Source organism: Paenibacillus sp. Z6-24 (assembly GCF_054161335.1).
In genome coordinates this window covers 2,096,781-2,114,020 of the sequence record NZ_CP096398.1, presented here as the reverse complement: position 1 = coordinate 2,114,020, position 17,240 = coordinate 2,096,781, and the positions used below count along the sequence as shown (strand labels likewise).

Here is a 17,240-nt window from a genome sequence, read left to right as displayed (position 1 = left end):
GATTGATTATGAACTGGGCGCAGCATGAGTTTGAAGCGTCACCCGACCATATGGCCGAGCAGCTGTTGATGATTGTGAATTATTCGGCCGGGCGAGTGTCCCCGAAGCCATCCTGCTGAGAGGAATCTGTCATTTTAGGCAAGCGGATTGTCACTTCTGCACCAGCAGGCACCTGCGGCACATGAAGACCATACCCCTGTCCAAAATAAAGCTGGATACGCTTGTTGACATTATACAGCCCGACTCCGGTGCCCGTGTTGGCATCCGGCTGAGCATGGATATCTCCTTCCGCTTCTCCATAACTCTCTCCGGCGGCCAGACGCGCATTGAGCTGCTCCCGCCGCTGCGGATCGAAGCCTGCTCCCGAGTCGATGACCGAGATCCAGAGATCCTGCCCGTCTTCATGAACTTCGATACTGATCTCGATCCCTTCTCCCTCCTGCCGGGCGAACTTGATTGAATTCTCGACTACAGGCTGCAGAATAAAGCGGGGAATTCGGCAATTGAGCAGTTCAGGGTCCACATCGAATTCAAATCGGATCGTGCTGTTGAAGCGAAAGTTAATGATCTTGATGTAATTTTCCAGATAATTCAGCTCATCCCGCAGCGTACACATGCTGTCCTTGCTGGCGAAGACCGGACGGAGGATATTGCCAAGTGCGACTACGCTGTTCACGATATTATCCGCTTTGATCATTGAGGCCATCCAGCGGATCATATTGAGCGTGTTATACAGAAAATGCGGATTGATCTGATACTGGAGCGCTTCGATTTCCAGCTTGCGCCGATTCTCCTGAATCTCGTTATTACGGCGCAGCAGATCGACGATACTGAGCGACATCTCGTTGAATCGACGCATAACAGTGCCGAATTCGTTATTTGGAATATCGGTAAACGTCACACCCAGATCGCCCTTGCTCACATCCCGCATCTTGTGGGCGAGCAGATGCAGCGGGCGGATCATCCGGCGCAGCGAGAAATACGAGACGCCGAAAATAACCAGAATGCTGAGTGCAAATACAAGCAGCATAATCCGCTGCACGGAAAAGATCTGCTGCGAGAACAGACCGAGCGGTACTTCGCGCATCATGTACCAGTCGCTGTCCTGCAATCGGTAGTACACAATCTGGATCGGATCGCCATTTTTAACAGAATCATAGCTGCCGAATGCTGCCGTACTGCCTGCCGGAGGAAGGTAGGGACTTTGCTGCCCCACGCTATCCGGGCTGCTGCCGGAAATAATCCGGCCATCCTTGTTAACGATATACATATTGCCCTCGGCCATATCGAGCGAAGCCGAATAGGTTGAAGCCAGATACTGTTCGTCCATATTGAAGATCAGCGTGGCACTTGTCTGCGGATCGTACAGGGCGCGCACCCCGCGAATCAGGCTGATCAGCCTGCCGTCAGCCTCCCCAGTAATGTAAGGGTTATAGTACGATTCTGTCATACCGCCCTCGACCGTCAGATTGGGAAAAGACTGCTTGGCCCGTTCGTAACCCTCGGACTGGAAAAAGCTGTCCGTCCAGGCACGTTCGGAGTGTACGAGCGTCCGCGTCGCATCTCCGCCGAGCGCACCGTTCGCATCCGATATGATATAGATCGAGTGAATATAATTGTAATTGCTGATAAAGTTGGCGATCCGTGCGTAAATGTCCTTTTTTAGATCGATATTCTCCAGCTGGGAACGGGTCTCACTACTCTGGATATAGCTCTGCACATTGTTGTCCAGCAGGAACAGCTTGGACAGCCGGTCCACATCACTGATCAGGTTATGGATATTGTGATCAATCTGCTGGAACTGCTGGTACAGCAGCTTCTCGTTCTGCTCCTTGATCAATCCGAGCATGAATGTATACAGCAGATAGGTCGCCAGGGAGAACACAATAATGCTGACCGCCATAAAGAAGACGATCAGCTGGGTACCGAGATGCTGAATTTTGCCGGTCTTGCCGGAGCGCCGCCATCCTGTCATAGGCTGTGATTCGCTCCTGTCTGCCCGCCTGTGCCCGCACTGCTGAGCCACTGTCTGCGATATTCGTTCGGATTGAGTCCGGTCACCTTTTTGAATACTTTGCTGAAATACGTATATTCCGGCGAGAAACCGACCTGTACCGCAATATCATACGACTTGAGATTGGTGCCGATGAGCAGCTCCTTCGCCCGTTCGATCCGGTAGCGGTTCAGATAGTCGATAAAGGTAATCTGCAGTTCCTTTTTGAACAGATTACTCAAATAGCCAAAGCTCAGGCTCACATGATCGGCGACCTGCTGCAGGCTGATATTCTGGGCATAATGCTGCTTGATATACTGGAGCGCCCGGGCAATCTCGTTGCTCATATAGAGCAGGTTGCGGGAATACTCCACCACCTCGGACAGATACTCCATTACCTGATCCAACATCTCCGGCAGTGTATCGCACTGCTCCAGCTGGCCGGTAATATTGAACAGCAGTGTCTTCTCGTTCTGATGATGATCATACAGACTGGTGCTGACCCACTGAATGAACTGGAACAACAGATGCTGGATCGATTTGCGGTCATCCTGCAGGTGGCTGCGCAGGATACGGATATACCCTTCATACCGTTCCTGCCGGAGCGGAGACAGCAGTTCGCGCACAGGAGCATACTGCCGGATTCGTTCCAGCTGTGCTTCTATCGGGGTCATATCCACTTGTTCGCTACGGGTATGATACAGCCCGGTACCCATCAGAAATTTGTTGCTGAGCACCTGGCAGGACTCCTGGTACAGTCCCGGCAGGTTTTTGTATGCGCTACCAATTTGACTGATACCAAAAGAAACGGAGCTGTTAAAGTAGGTTCGAATCACGTCCTGCACCCGCTGAAGTATCACTGCAATCTGCTGGCGGATCGCCTGCTCGGACAATATATCCTCGAAGCTGAGCAGCAGCAGATAATGCGTCTCATCAACATAGAATCCCTCTCCCCTTTTAAAGGAAGATGTGATCTCATTCAGAATGTTCAGCAGCGTCATCTTGATCAGATGTCCATGCTCATCGCGGAATTTCTGCTTGAGCCGTGAATAGTTATCCACTTCAATCGTACAGGCCACGATCCGCACCGGCGAAAGGCACATGCCGCTTTGCAGGGTGAATCGTTCGAATTCATCAGCCGAATAAATGCCATACAGCAGGAAATCCTTGAGGAACTTTTCTTTGACCAGCTCCATATTGGCCGGCAGCACCGACCCGGCTGCTCTGTCACTAACCGCACTCTGCTGCTCGCTCCATTCGCGCTGAATACCGGACAATACACTCCCAATCTCCTCTTCGGTCATCGTTAATTTGAGAATGTAACCGGATACACCAAGCGACATGGCCCGGCGTGCCAGATCGAATTCCTCCAGGCAGGACAGTACGACAATTCGTGTCTGCTTGTCCTCTTCCCTGATTCGAGCAATCAGCTCCATGCCATCCATCCGGGGCATGCGTATATCCGTAATAATCAGGTCAGGCTTCTCCTGCGTATATGTCTCCCATGCGCTCTGTCCATCCGGCAGGTCCGCAATCACTTTCATATTGAATTTATTCCAGTCAACCGAATTTTTAAGTCCGATCCGCACCAGCATCTCATCCTCTACAATCATCACTGTATACATGATGGTCACTCCTTGCTTCCAGAGTATAAACATAATACCCAGTCCCTGCCCCTGCCGCTGGAAGGAGCGGTGAATCGGCGGGTACCTGTGTTAGGAATCCGCAGCTGCCCGGTATGCTGTCCGGTGCGCGGACAATACCAGCTGGCAGTCAGCTCCGTACCGGGAAGTTCTCCCAATCTAACTTTAACATACAGTCCCTGAGGACAGTAGATAAATATGTAATTTTTACCTCTGGTTGCCACCGGAGTATTGGCTCCGGTCAGAGGCTCCTGCAGCAGCTCCTGAGCCGGCTGTCCGGTTGTATAGTCTACACTCTCCATCAGATGTCGCAGATGCTGCATCTGCCTGGCTCCCGGACGCTGCAGCGCATCCTGCCAGGACATGATGAAAAAGGCGCCCGGCTGATCCATAGCCACCGAGCTGTACAGTCCATCCGCCAGCGCCCAGACCGAGTGATGACCATACGTATGACCTGCCGCACCGCTGAATACCGCATAATAAGCTGCCTGCCGTACATCCACTTCGTCAAAATATCCGTTCTCCGGCTTGAAATCAATCGGGATATCTTCATAACATGGCTCTGCATCCAGTGTCGGCTTGATCGGCCGAAGATGGTAATCATTCTCGATCAGACGATAATTTTCCCGCACACCGGCACCATGACTGGACTGAATCATATTCCAATCCAGCCACTCTTCCTCATGCACATACAGTGACGAAGATACACCACCCTTGGGATGAAAAGTCATCAGATGTCTTCCCCCGTCTCCCTCTCTGATTCCGAGTGCCATCTGCCGGATGATCTCAAAATGCCGGCGAGTCTGCAGCGGACGGTCACCTCCCAGCACCCAAATGAGCGAATCCGTCTGCCGGTAGCGTTCACCGAGCCATTTGCCGTATTCAAAAGCATTATCCGGTGTGAAAATTTCCGGTCCCCTGCCCCACATCTTATGAAATTTATCTCCCCATGTCGGCAGCAGTGCCGTATACATGCCGAGCGAAGCCGCGAGCCGAATCATCTCATCGACATGCTGCCAGTAAGAATACTCTCCCGTAAGATCCGGCCGGAGCGGGTCCGGCAGACCGGAATTATTATTCAGCAGAGGAAGACGTCCATATGCATTGGGTGTACGCAGACCATCCAGCTCGGCCAGCGCCACTGTCTGAATGACATTGAATCCCTGTGCGGCACGGATGTGCAAATAATATTCGGTGTCTTCCCGGTTCAACCGGTGCAGCAGCTCCCAGGCCGTATCGGCCAGCCAGAAAAATGGATGCCCGTCTTCGGTAACCAGAAACCGCTGATTATCGCTGATTTGCAAACAGGGCAGATGCGGATAAGTGGTCATGATGGTCATCCTTTCGGGAATGGAATAGGGAAAGTCTACGTATAGGGCTGGGATAGATTGAGTCAAAACAGACCTTTTTCTGTAATTATTGCAGAAGATCAGCAGCCGCAGACTGCTGTCTGTTTCAGAAGTTCTGCGGCTGCTGATCCATCTATAATCATTTCATCACTTTATAATAATCTCGGGGCTCCTCTTGAGTCCAAAGGTCGTTAGGCAGTACCGGTCGGTATAAATGTGCGGTTCCGAGTAGTCTCCGTCTGTCCAGCTCGGCGTATCCTTAAAGCTGTCCGGCCCTACCATCATCAGCTCTCCGCGTACATGATGATGGGGACCGAGCAGATTGCGGCAGCTGGACATGAGCTCGATGGTCAGTTCATTTTCCCCTGCTTGAATATAATCTGTAATCTCCACTTCATACGGCGCCCACATAAAAGTATGCACTTCCTGCCCGTTCCACCACAGCCTTGACAGTACTGCATCCGGGCGGTCAAAACGGAACCAGGTGCGCTGCGAAGCTTCCATTTCTGGCAGGATCAGCTGCTGGGACAGCTGCACATTGCCTGCATAAAAGTTCAGTCCCTGGGTCGTCAGATCGCCGGTCTGCATGACAGACTGCGGTTCTTCCAGCCGGAAAGAACCCTCGGTATAGATTGCACCATCCCCCCCTGGGGTATATCCTGCACTGCTATTCACATGGAAATCGCCCAGCAGATAGATGCTCTCAATCTCGGTATCGTAGAAGAGCTTGTTGCCCTCGGATTCGAACGCTTTGGCTCTCGCTACGGCTTCATACGTTTCGGCAGAATTGGCAAAATGGCGCGCCAGCGTAATCCGGTTAGGGCCGGCGGTCAGATAACCCGTCATATCCAGCTTGCGAAAAGCAATATCCCGCCACCACCCAAGCTCCCGCTGCTTAAGAAGGCGATCATTGATGCTGATCACATACTGCTCCGGCTGTTCGATAATCAGATACATTTCCCGGTTCAGATAATCTCCAGGCAGTGCCTCCACGCTGAATTCCAGTTCAATTTCTACCGGATGACCGAGATGGACCAGCTGATCCTGCAGGAAAATAACCGGCTGCATTCCCGACCATTCTCCTCCATCCACACGCAGACGGCATGTATCCAGGGTCAGGCTGTTCAGATCGCTGCGAGTGAACTGCCATGACTCTCCTGTCCGGATGATCTGAGATACCGATGTATCTACAGCTGCAGCTGTCCCATCGTTTGCTGTCGGTAAGTTGCTTGGGATTGAATCCGTATCCATCGTATCTGTCCGCAGGCGCAGCATATAGGACTGCGCAGGCGCAAAGGAAAGTCTAACCACTGTGCCTTGTGCAGATTGTACGGGATTACTTTCAGGTGTACCTGTCAGCGAAAGGATCTGGCCCTTTTCCAGCTCGATCTGCTCCAGCTCTCCGTGATAGGGCAGCAGGATCTCGGCGTTGTAACTGTGCATCCGGTCGGTATTCACCAGATAGCAGAGGGTGTATTCTCCGAGTGTACTGATCTGGCTCAGAAGCGGCATATTGTCCGGTGCACTTTGTTCCGGCAGGGAAGTCACATCAGATGGAACAGCAGACGGTACCTTTACCAGATCACGGATCGTTATGCCGGCTTCCAGCTGACCGGCGAGATGATCGGCCAGAGATCGTTCCTTCATCGGCAGGCAGGATATGCAGGAAGTTAGCTCTATCAGCCGCTTATCATGACGCCCATTGACCATTGCCGGCAGTGTGCCGAGCGCGATCGCCCGGCCGCCCTGGCGAACGAATTCCAGCAGCAGTTCCAGCGTCCGCTCTGCCAGCGTGGCCATCGGCGGCAGAATGACCAGCTCGTAGGCAGCCTGTCCCACCACAAACTGTCCGTCTTTGACTACTCCATGATTTGCAATAATACTTTCCGAGCCATAATCATGACTGTACTGCAGCCCGCACAGCCATTCGCTGATCTGTACAAAATCCTCATGAATCCGATCGCCATCCTCTGTCGTACGGTCATTGTAAGCGATCCAGGAAGACCGAATCGGATGCAGCAGCAGTATATCGACCTGTCTGCGGCTCTCTGCCAGCAGCATCGATAACCGTCCAAAATAATCATTAAACCGGCTGTATTCCTCCCACCAGGGCTGCTGGTAATACAGGGATGGTGGATAATCCCTCTTGCGGATGCCGCGCAGACTGTAGCCTTCCAGATGCTGGCACATCAGATTGATGCCATGCACATACTGCCACTCGGCAATCCATTTCAGATCGGCAAAGGATACATTCCAGCCGCTGCAGCCAAATGTCTCGGAGAGTACAAATTTCTGCCCGAGCTGACGGGCTGCCGAACTGGCCTGCTTGGGCGTCAGGGGATTGCTGATGAAGCGGCCGAGCCAGTCAATGCCCGGAGTCTGCATATAGGCATACGAAGCCATCGCATCCCCCACTGATCCGGTCTGTGCCGTCAGATGATCTTCGCACACCACATGCCCGGTCAGACGCACCTGGTGCTCTTCACACCAGTCACCGATCTGCTTCATAAAGGATTCCGAGAACAGCCTGGTCACCAGCTCCCAAAACCGGTAGCGAGCCGATTCATATCCCTCTTCTTCCAGAAACAGAAGCGGCAGAATGTCCAGCAGCTCCTCTCCATAAGCCTGCCGGAACTGCTGCTGCAGGGTAAATGACCATGGCACCTGATTGCGTCCATACTGCGGTTCATCGGTAAATATCCCGTACACCGCCTGACCGAAATGTGCAGCAAACCGATCCGCATATTTCTCGTAGGTCGATTCGATAAAAGCATGAACAACCTTCGCATCCAGCGTATCGATATAGTACGGATTCACCTCGTAATAAAGACGCAGTTCTGCTTGCTCTTGCTGCCCCTGCGGGATTTGTACATAACGCCCCTTTCGATAAGCATACCATGCAATGGTACAGCTCCGGGTCTCTGCACAGTCAGGATTATCAGTTGGTGCTGTAGAATGTTCTTTCTTTTGTGTATCCACTTTTTCCATTTTCAGCCACTTTTGCTGGTAATCCAGTCCCAGCTGCGGGACTACCCCATCGGCAAATCCGCTTGGCCAGCCGTTCTCGTCATAACACCATACCTGCATTCCCAGCTGCTGACCTTCCTCGATCCCGGCTGCAATACAGTCCATCCATTCCTCACCCAGATAGGGCGTCTCCAGCCCGGCGCGGGCATGCATAATAAATCCGCCCAATCCCGCCTGCTTCATCTCGCGTACTTGTCTGCGAATCTCCTCGGGGTCCAGCCGGTCATTCCACGACCAGAACGGAATTGCTCGGTACACTGCCGGCGGATCATGCAGCTGCCGGAAAATCGGCTCCGCCAAACCGGTCTCTGGATGATTCGGAGCATACGCCGCCTCAATTGAAGAAAAGTTCGAACGGTTCATCGGTATCTCCACCCTTTACTTTGCGAATATTGTTATGGAATAACTGCACTTCGTCCCCGTCTCTTCTGCTCATCAATGACGACAATTCCAGGCACGCACTGCTATATTGCGGATACTGCTGACGTGTATCGTCCGGCTCTCCCCGGCGTCCAGCCAGATAAAATTATCTTCAGCCATGAATGGTATATCTTCCATTTGCCCAAGCTGCTGTGAAGCCCGGTTACTCTGCTCTGTCTGATACAGTTCCACTGCCACTGCCGGATAGGTTCCCCGGTTGGTGACAGTGATCGGATACGGATAGCGGCCGGAGTAACCGTATATAGACGAATGATGATCGATCTCAGCCAGAGCAGCCTCTTCGTATACATTTTCCTGAATATCTGCCCGATTGGACGGCATGGGCTGATTTACCTGATGGATCTGAACGTTATGATTCCTTTGATCACTCTGATCCTTCTGAATCTGCAGTTCCAACTCGGCAGACGGCAGATTCATCAGCATTCCCTGTCTGGCGTCAAAGTTGATCCAGTAAAAGGTACGATTCAGCACATTGTCCGCCTGTACGATCTCCGCTACGACCAGCAGTGGTGCCTCTTCCAGTTGGCTTCCCGGCATTTCCAGCTGTCCCAACCTTCGTACCTGTCCATCAGAACCGCCGTCCTGCCACGACTCTGACAGCATAACTTCCAGTCTGGCGTTATACACCCGCACTCCTGCTGTCCATTCTCCCTCCAGCTGCTCCCGGTCATCCAACAGATACACCGGCAGGGACTGCTGCTGCTCGGGACTGTTCAACTTGTCGAACACCACGGATACCATTAGCGGTGCATAAGCATCTGCCGTAAAATAGTGCGACATCTTGGGCACACCATACCAGTCGATCGTCGCCCACGACACACCGGGATAGACATCATTCAGCTTGTACGTCACGACTCCGATCTGCTCCGGCCAGTGGCACCGTGCACGCTCCATCTTGTGGCGCAGCGAGACGACCTGAGCCATCTGTGTACCGGTAACAAAGTTCTCCAGCGAATCACAGGGCACAAACGAATCCGCGAACTCGGATAGAATCCGCATCTCGTCCCGGGTATCAAAAGCCGGCAGATGATGATAGAAACTTTTGCCCGGTTCCGGCGGCCAGACATGACGCTCCTCTTCCGGCAAATATCGCTTCACCGACTCCATATTGGGCGAGGAAGCCAGACCGAATTCGCTCAGCATGATATCATCCAGCCCGGCATAATAGTCAAAGCTGTACGCCGGTGTCCAGCCATTCCAGACGATATGGTCATGCGTACTGCCACCCAGCGGATCGGTACGGTGAAATGGACGCGTCCCATCCAGTTCCACACTGCAGCGTCCCATCATCTGCATACTCTCATGTTCCAGTTCGCTGCTCGTCTCATTGCCGCCGCCCCACATGATCAGGGACGGATGATTGCGCAGGCGCAGCGTATTCACAATTACCGTCTCTTCCAAGGCATCATACGGCTGGTGAGCATGACTGCCCCAGCAGGTCGGCCATTCCTGCATAATCAGGATGCCCAACCGGTCGCATATATCATAGAAATCATCGGTCTCCGGCATCCCGCCGCCCCAGGCGCGCATAAAGTTCACATGCTGCTTTGCGGTCAGCTGGAGGAAATGCTCATATTTCTCACGGCGAAAGTCCATCAGCGCATCCATGGTACACCAGCCGGTTCCTTTGGCAAAAAAAGGCCTGCCGTTCACCGTAAATGTCCAGTTGTACATGTCCGGCTGCTGCCCCTGCGGCAGCGGGTCCATGCGGACGTGCCGAATGCCAAAAGTCAGCTCCCGCTGATCTCCCAGCACTTCCTTTGCGGATATAGCGTGATCCTTCCGCCCTGTTGAGGGGGAGTCTGCCGCGTAATCCGGTACAAAAGTCAGCTTCAGCCGATACAGATGCTGCTCTCCCATATCCAGCGGCCACCACATCCGATGATCCGGAATTTGCAGCTGCAGATGCATTTTCCTTTCTCCTGCTGCGGCCATTTCTTCTTCAGAAACTCGCTGGCTGAAAGTAATGCCCTGTCCCGCAAAATTATCCGGCTCGATCCAGCCCTGCAGCACACCTGATCCAGCTCCGTCCCGCGCGGTTAGTGTGAGCGACAAATCCATCATTCCCCGGGCTGCATTCTCCTCGCTCAGCGCAGCCATATACGGATGTTGGATCGAGACGTCCGGTTCTCCATGCACCCGCACGCTCTGCCAGATGCCGACAGCCGGTAGATTGACATAATGCCAGCCGTAATTGCAGTTGAAGACAACGGTGGAGTGCCAGATATTCCACTCATTGCCCAGCGGTGCCGGATGGACTTTGACAATTAATATGTTTTCCTGCTCCACGAGGGCGGAGATATCATGCTCCGGACCGCCGAATGCACCGGTATGCTCCCCGAGTGGATAACCGTTCAGCCAGACTTCACATGCAGGCGAGACCCCGGCAAAGCTCAGCCGCGGATGCCTCCAGACCTTGTCCGGGTCCAGTGTAAATGTACATCTGTACCACCATGTCTTGTGGCTGTAGGTTTTGGCAATATCGGCATTCTCCCCAAATGCAGGATCGCCGATGACACCTGCCTCCACCAGCGCCTGATGAATGCTGCCCGGTACGCGAACCGGAATAACATTATCCCACTGCCCCTGCAGACGCTCCTGGTCCTCTCCGCCCTCTGCCATCTCCCAATTCCCATCCAGCACCAGCTCCGGGGGCAATTGCAGCGAACCGTTCAGCAGTCGATCGCTGTCGATTCCGTCCTGACGGATTACCGGCTGTACCTCCACCTGCCGGGCAGGCTGATCCCATGGTGTGAATTGTGCCTGAAAGCTCTGTCGATCCAGCATATCCTTGCTTATGGCCTGCCTCGTATTCATAATTATCCTCTCCTTTTGCTGCGAACGGTTTGCAGTTACTCATTGCCTTTCATGTATACATCCCGGTTCAGCAGATCTGCCTGCTATGTGGTAATACCAGCAAAACAGAGCCGATCCGTGACAGCTTCGGCTCTGTTTTGCCATGTGTACCAAATGCTTATTGGATTAGGTTCAGCTTCACATCATCGATAAAGGCTGTATTGTCACCCGACGTGGACGTGGCGACAAACCTGAGTGTATGCTCCCCGGCTGTGACCGTGAAAGGACTTGTCGTATAGGCGACATAGCTGCCGGACTCAGGGGCATAGCTGCCCACGACCTGATTATCTACCACAACATTAAACTTCTGGATATTTTTGTTGAGATTGGTACGTTGGGCTGCCTTAAAGCTGAGCGTATAGGAACCGCCCGGGAACTTCAGCTTTTGGGTAATCGTACCGTTGATTCCATTGTCCGTTTTCAGATATGCACTCTGTACACCTTCCGGTATGGTTACATTGCCCAGTACACTGTTATTGGTCTGAACACCGGAACGGCTGTCAAATACCCAGTCACTGGTAAATGGACCCGGCTTCGTTTTGGACTTGCTGTCAGCCGGAATGACCGGTGCCTCGAACCCACCATTTTTCAGTTGGGCAGGCAGACTGTTGGCTACACGGATAAACACGTTATCCAGAAAAGCGGTATGATCTGTATCATTAGTCACTACCGAGTTGGCTACAAATTTCACCGTATGCTTGCCTGCAGTTACCGTAAACGGTTCAGTGGTTACTTTTTGATAATTGGTAAATTCAGGTGCAAATGAGTCAATCTTCTCGTTGTCCACATAGATATCAAACTTCTGCACCCCATAACCTGCGCGGGTCGCCAGATCAAAGCTCATTTCATACGTGCCCGCCGGGAAATTTAGCTGCTGGGTGAGTGTACCATTCACACCACCATCTGTTTTCAGGTAACCTACTTGCACCCCTGACGGTGCAACAATTTTATCACCTACCAGATTGCTCCCATTTAGAGATACGCCCGAACGGGAATCAAATGTCCATCCGTTGGTTAACGGTCCGGTACGCGTGCTGCTTGTTCCGGGCTTCTCAAATCCTGCGTTAAATATGGTGACTACCGGTGTCTCATCCGGAATATCGTTGGTGAAGAAGCAGCGTTTGGCGATGCCTGGTGCCGGATCAACACCAAACGACTCATCTGTACACTCCACATCATCTGTAAATGTTTTATATTTGAAAATGCCGTCTGCCCCGTAAGCGACCATCGCTTCACCGGTGAATTCGCATACCTTGCCTTCGTACATACAGAATTCATATCCATCCGGTCCAATTGCTACATCCCTTGTTTTGTAAAGGGCTGCGGTAACACCTGAGTTATCCAGTCCCGGCTTGATCGCTATTGCCTTGAGCATCCGGTTGCCGCCGTTTGGCAGAACCGCTCCATGCTTGTACAATCTGGAAGATGCTGTCGGTGTCGTGCCATCCATGGTGTAGTAAATCTGTGCTCCCGGTGTCTTGGTCTCGATAAATACCACTTCCGCCGAGTCATAGAGTCCCGGCTTCAGGCTGAATGTCGGTGCGTCCACCCGGGTAGGAATGGAACGCGGAATGACTTTGATAAGTGCGATCCCATAAGCGCCCACTTCATTGCTGCTGGTGGCCTTGATCGCTACCAGACGCTCGGAAGCGAGATCCGGTGCGGTATAGAGACCATTTGGAGTAATCGTTCCGTTATTGGTTCCGAGTACGGTCCATGTAACATTACCGGCTGCCGCCGCAGACTGCTCTTCATCGGCTGCGTCGCTGTACGTATCTTCATTGACCGTACCGACAGCGGCTGGTTCAGCATCGTTCTCTACAGCCACAGCGGTATTTGTACTTGTCGATACAGTATCATTTTGTACAGCCAGAGCTGTGGAGCTTGCTGCTGTACGGCTGCTATCTGCTGCTTCAGTGGAGGAAGCAGTATTATTTTGTGCATTTCCGTCCGGATTGTCATCGTCAGCTGTCGCAGACTGTGTATTGTCTGCTGCTTCTTCTCCAGCAGTTGCAGAAGCTTCATCCATGCCATACGTATCTTCGGTGACGATCGTCTGTCCGCTGTACACTGCATCAATTACCTTGGCATCGAGCTGCAGTGTGCTTGCTCCGGTAATCGTCTTCTCTACCGGCGTGACCGCTACCTGGGTCTGCGGCTTGGCTGTCGTATAAATGGAGAAATGATAGCCGGTATCCGTATCATTGTCGGTAAAGGAACGGGTTGCAGCAAATGCTTTTTCTACCTGCGGAAGTATCGCATTTACGTCTATATTGACATTATCGCGGTAAGTCATTTTGTAGAACGTTTTATTCACATCTGTACCGCCAAAGTTGAAATTGATATTTTTGGCTTCACCACCTTTGGATTCCACCAGTACGGTATAGTTGCCGTCTTTACCCTTGAAGGCAGCAGCACGAATATCGTCTGCTCCTCCAGTATCCGCAGTGAGAACATCGCTGTGTTCCGGAATGTAGCGGTTCAGGAAGCCGGCGGAATAGTAGGTTTTACGCGGCGTCCGGTCGAGCGGCAGCGAGCTCCACATCGTATACGTACCGTTCGTGTCTCCATCCGGATCGGACGTCCAGGCACCGTTCATCTGCCACATTAACGCCCCTTTCAGACCATCATTGGCTGCGCGAATTACGGAATTGGCAAATCCGGCATCCCAGTTGCTCGCATTGTCATCAGCCCAGCCAAATTCGGTCATAACGACCGGTTTGCCGCCGGTTATGCTGGTGCGGTCACTAATGACTTTTTCAAGCCCTTCATAGCCGGTGCCATACACATGGAAAGTATAGGCATCAAAAGCGCTGTCGGCATTCTGTTTCATATATTCTATCCAGTTCAGCGCTCCCGATTCCTCCGGTCCCCAGATCTGGATCCGGTCGCGCAGCCCATCTGTTTTGAGGCGGTCGCTTACTTTGCGTGTCATCTCGGCAAAATAGGATTTCTGATCGGCAGGACCTTCGAAATCCCAGCTGCCGTTGGATTCATTGTAAAAGGTCATATATTTGACATTGTCATATCCGCGTTTGTTCAGCAGCTCGTTCAATACGGCTGAAGCCGAAGCCGCGTAGGCATTGAGGTCGGTTGGTGCGCTCACATAAGGGTCTTTCAGATCCGGGAAATTAAACCAGTCCTGAACCGTCTTGCCTACCTTCCAGCCAAAGTTCAGTTCGACTTCCGTACCGGCGCTTTTGAGAGCATCCAGATAACGATAGAACTCTTTCATCTTGGGACTGTCAAAGGTATACTGTCCCTTTTCCGGCTCCATCCAGTCGATCTGGAACCAGACTCTGGCGACTTTCGGCTGGATTTTCTGAATCCGGTTCACATCCATCGCCCAGTAGGCCTCGTTATACCCGTACTTCCGGCCGAGATCCATCGTGTTGGTCGGAATAATATTGACTCCTACACCGAGAAAGTCCGACTGCACCACATTTTCCGGGTCAATGCTGATCGTACGGGTCACTGCTGCTGCACTGGCGGCTGATTCTGCTGCCTGTGCTTTGGACGGTACACTTACTGAAGGCAAGACAAGCGAAAGCAATAAAATGGACGTGCCCACAATGCTGAATGCCGACCTCGCTTTTTTGTTCATTCCTTCCTCTCCTTTTCGCATAAGGATAATTAAGTAAGTCTGCTTCCGACGCTTTGGCCAAAGGGCTGTTCAGTTCCCGTTACGGTGTACGATTCCGGATGGCGAAACCGCATATACATGCCGGAATAACAGAGAAAACGAGAAACTGAATCCTTCTTCATCATAGGTCAAAGATAGCGCTTACAAATTGAAGAAAACACAGAATAAATTGAAGAATATACAGAACTGCGAAGATGGAATTTTAGGTATCGTTGAACAAAATAACGAAAAACTTGAACAAATATCAGACATGGCCTGTCACCTTGCCGCTGCAGCATTTACGAATCGGTTCAGAGCTCCATGCCAAAAAAATCCTATTGCAATCTGCAAAAAACCGGATTATAATGAGCCTACGATTTTGACCGGTCGAAATAAGCAGGATTGCCGGAGCCAATCTCCCTGATCCTGAATCCATTTGATTGAACATGAACCTTTTGGTTATATAGATGCATATATACATTCCGTGACGGGAAAGAGTACGCTATGATTCTGATCTACAGAGAGTTGGATAAGGTGCAAGCCAACGTTCAGAATATAGCCGAAGCCATCCCCGAGAAGCAGGCTGAACATTACAGTAGGTGCTGCCGCATTTCCAGCGTTAACGGGAACACGTATTGATGGATACGTTGCAGAGTGCCACTTTGTCATGAAGTGGAACCAGGGTGGTAACACGGGCAGAGCTCGTCCCTTTTCAGGGGCGGGCTCTTTTTGTTTTCCAAAATGGCTGTCCGCAGAAATATTGCCCTCTCTGCAACCTGCCATGCTATCCAGTCCAAGCTGCCACTGGCGTATCCAATCAGCCGCTGCTCTGCCTGATCTTCACGCCCGCTTGCCGGGATCTGACCCTATTCCAGCATCACGATAAAAGAAACGAAGCCGGCCCTGACGGACAGGTTTCACCGAGGAGGAACAATCATGAGTTCATTGACCAAAAGCAGTCTGACCACCCCGCAGGTACAGCAGATGCCGCCATCGGGCATTCGCAAGTTTTTCGACTATGCTTCCGGACAGGAAGACATTATATCCCTCGGAATTGGAGAGCCGGACTTTACCACGCCGCGGGCTGTACGGGAAGCTTGTATCCGTGCGCTGGAAGAAGGACGCACCGAATATACACCCAATGCCGGACTGCTCGAACTCCGTGAAAGTATCGCCGGATATCTCCATACAAGCTACCAGCTGGACTATGATCCCGTTCATGAGATGATGGTGACCATCGGCAGCAGCGAAGCGCTGGATCTGGCACTGCGGGTACTGATCAACCCGGGAGACGAGATCCTCGTCCCTTCCCCCTGCTATGTGTCCTATTCGCCCATCACCGGACTATGCAGCGGCAGAACGGTGGAGATTGAGACCCAGGCCCAAAATGGATTCAAACTGACTGCCTCTGAATTGGAATCCAGAATCACGCCGCGCTCCAAGCTGCTCATCCTCAGCTATCCGAACAATCCGACCGGCGGCATTATGAGCTATGAAGATTGGCTGCCCATAGCACGGCTCGTGGAAAAATATGATCTGACCGTGCTCTCCGACGAGATCTATGCAGAGCTGACCTACGGGTCCAAACATGTCAGCTTCGCCTCCATGCCCGGCATGAAGGAACGTACCCTGCTGATCAGCGGCTTTTCCAAAGCATTTGCCATGACCGGCTGGCGTATCGGCTACGTATGCGGACCGGAAGAACTCATTAAGCCGATGCTCAAAATCCACCAGTATACCGTAATGTGTGCGCCCATCCTCGGCCAGATCGCGGCTCTGGAATCACTGAAACCGCATGGTCTGGAAGCCAAGGACCGGATGATGGAATCGTACAACGAACGCCGCCGCATGTTCGTAAGCGGCCTGCGCCAGATTGGCTTGCCATGCCACGAACCGCAGGGTGCATTTTACGCTTTCCCTTCCATCGCGCATACCGGACTGACTTCGGACCAGTTCGCCGAGCAGCTGCTCAAGGAGATGAATGTACTGGCTGTACCGGGCACTGCTTTTGGCAAAGGCGGCGAAGGATTCATCCGCTGCTCGTACGCGACTTCCCCTGCCAAGCTGGAACAGGCACTGGAGCGGATGCAGCTGTTCATGCAGCGGCTGTAGAATGCCACAACCATGCTGGATAGGGAAGTATAAACAATAGCTAGCTATAGGCAGCTGTACCGCCTGCTTCGGCGCAAGAGGCCGTACAAATGGATAGACTTACTCTCATGCCGGCAGCCAACATTGCTGCAAGCCATTGTTTATGCAGTTGTTGTAAGGAAATATTCTGTGCAAATGATTTTATGTGCTGCTGGAAT

At 52.3% G+C, this 17,240-nt stretch carries 8 protein-coding genes and 1 other annotated feature; of the genes, 2 read left to right on the top strand and 6 right to left on the bottom strand.

What is annotated here, in order from left to right:
- Positions 1–2 precede the first annotated feature (2 nt).
- Positions 3–119: a hypothetical protein gene (locus M1D61_RS09310; protein WP_458122086.1), complete on the top strand. Its 117-nt coding sequence runs from the start codon at positions 3–5 to the stop codon at positions 117–119.
- On the opposite strand, the gene M1D61_RS09305 is transcribed toward M1D61_RS09310, so the two are convergent.
- From M1D61_RS09305 to M1D61_RS09280, 6 genes are all read right to left on the bottom strand, one after another.
- On the bottom strand, positions 80–1,975 hold the full coding sequence (locus M1D61_RS09305) for a cache domain-containing sensor histidine kinase (RefSeq protein ID WP_458122085.1): 1,896 nt from the start codon (positions 1,973–1,975) through the stop codon (positions 80–82). The two genes, M1D61_RS09310 and M1D61_RS09305, sit on opposite strands and share 40 nt — an antisense overlap.
- Positions 1,972–3,618: a response regulator transcription factor gene (locus M1D61_RS09300; protein WP_458122084.1), complete on the bottom strand. Its 1,647-nt coding sequence runs from the start codon at positions 3,616–3,618 to the stop codon at positions 1,972–1,974. The genes M1D61_RS09305 and M1D61_RS09300 overlap by 4 nt, the downstream gene beginning before the upstream one ends.
- A 5-nt stretch (positions 3,619–3,623) precedes the next feature.
- Positions 3,624–4,967, bottom strand: coding sequence for a glycoside hydrolase family 140 protein (locus M1D61_RS09295; protein ID WP_458122083.1), 1,344 nt, complete (start codon positions 4,965–4,967; stop codon positions 3,624–3,626).
- 165 nt (positions 4,968–5,132) lie between these two features.
- Positions 5,133–8,375: a glycosyl hydrolase gene (locus tag M1D61_RS09290; protein ID WP_458122082.1), complete on the bottom strand. Its 3,243-nt coding sequence runs from the start codon at positions 8,373–8,375 to the stop codon at positions 5,133–5,135.
- 72 nt (positions 8,376–8,447) lie between these two features.
- Entirely contained in the window at positions 8,448–11,270 is a 2,823-nt protein-coding gene (locus M1D61_RS09285; RefSeq protein ID WP_458122081.1) for a glycoside hydrolase family 2 protein, read from the bottom strand.
- A 157-nt stretch (positions 11,271–11,427) separates the two neighbouring features.
- Positions 11,428–14,913, bottom strand: coding sequence for a chitobiase/beta-hexosaminidase C-terminal domain-containing protein (locus M1D61_RS09280; RefSeq protein ID WP_458122080.1), 3,486 nt, complete (start codon positions 14,911–14,913; stop codon positions 11,428–11,430).
- Between the two features lie 493 nt (positions 14,914–15,406).
- Positions 15,407–15,644, top strand: a binding site (T-box leader).
- A gap of 223 nt (positions 15,645–15,867) precedes the next feature.
- Here M1D61_RS09280 and M1D61_RS09275 point away from each other — a divergent pair.
- Entirely contained in the window at positions 15,868–17,043 is a 1,176-nt protein-coding gene (locus M1D61_RS09275; RefSeq protein WP_458122079.1) for an aminotransferase class I/II-fold pyridoxal phosphate-dependent enzyme, read from the top strand.
- The last annotated feature ends 197 nt before the right edge of the window (positions 17,044–17,240 follow it).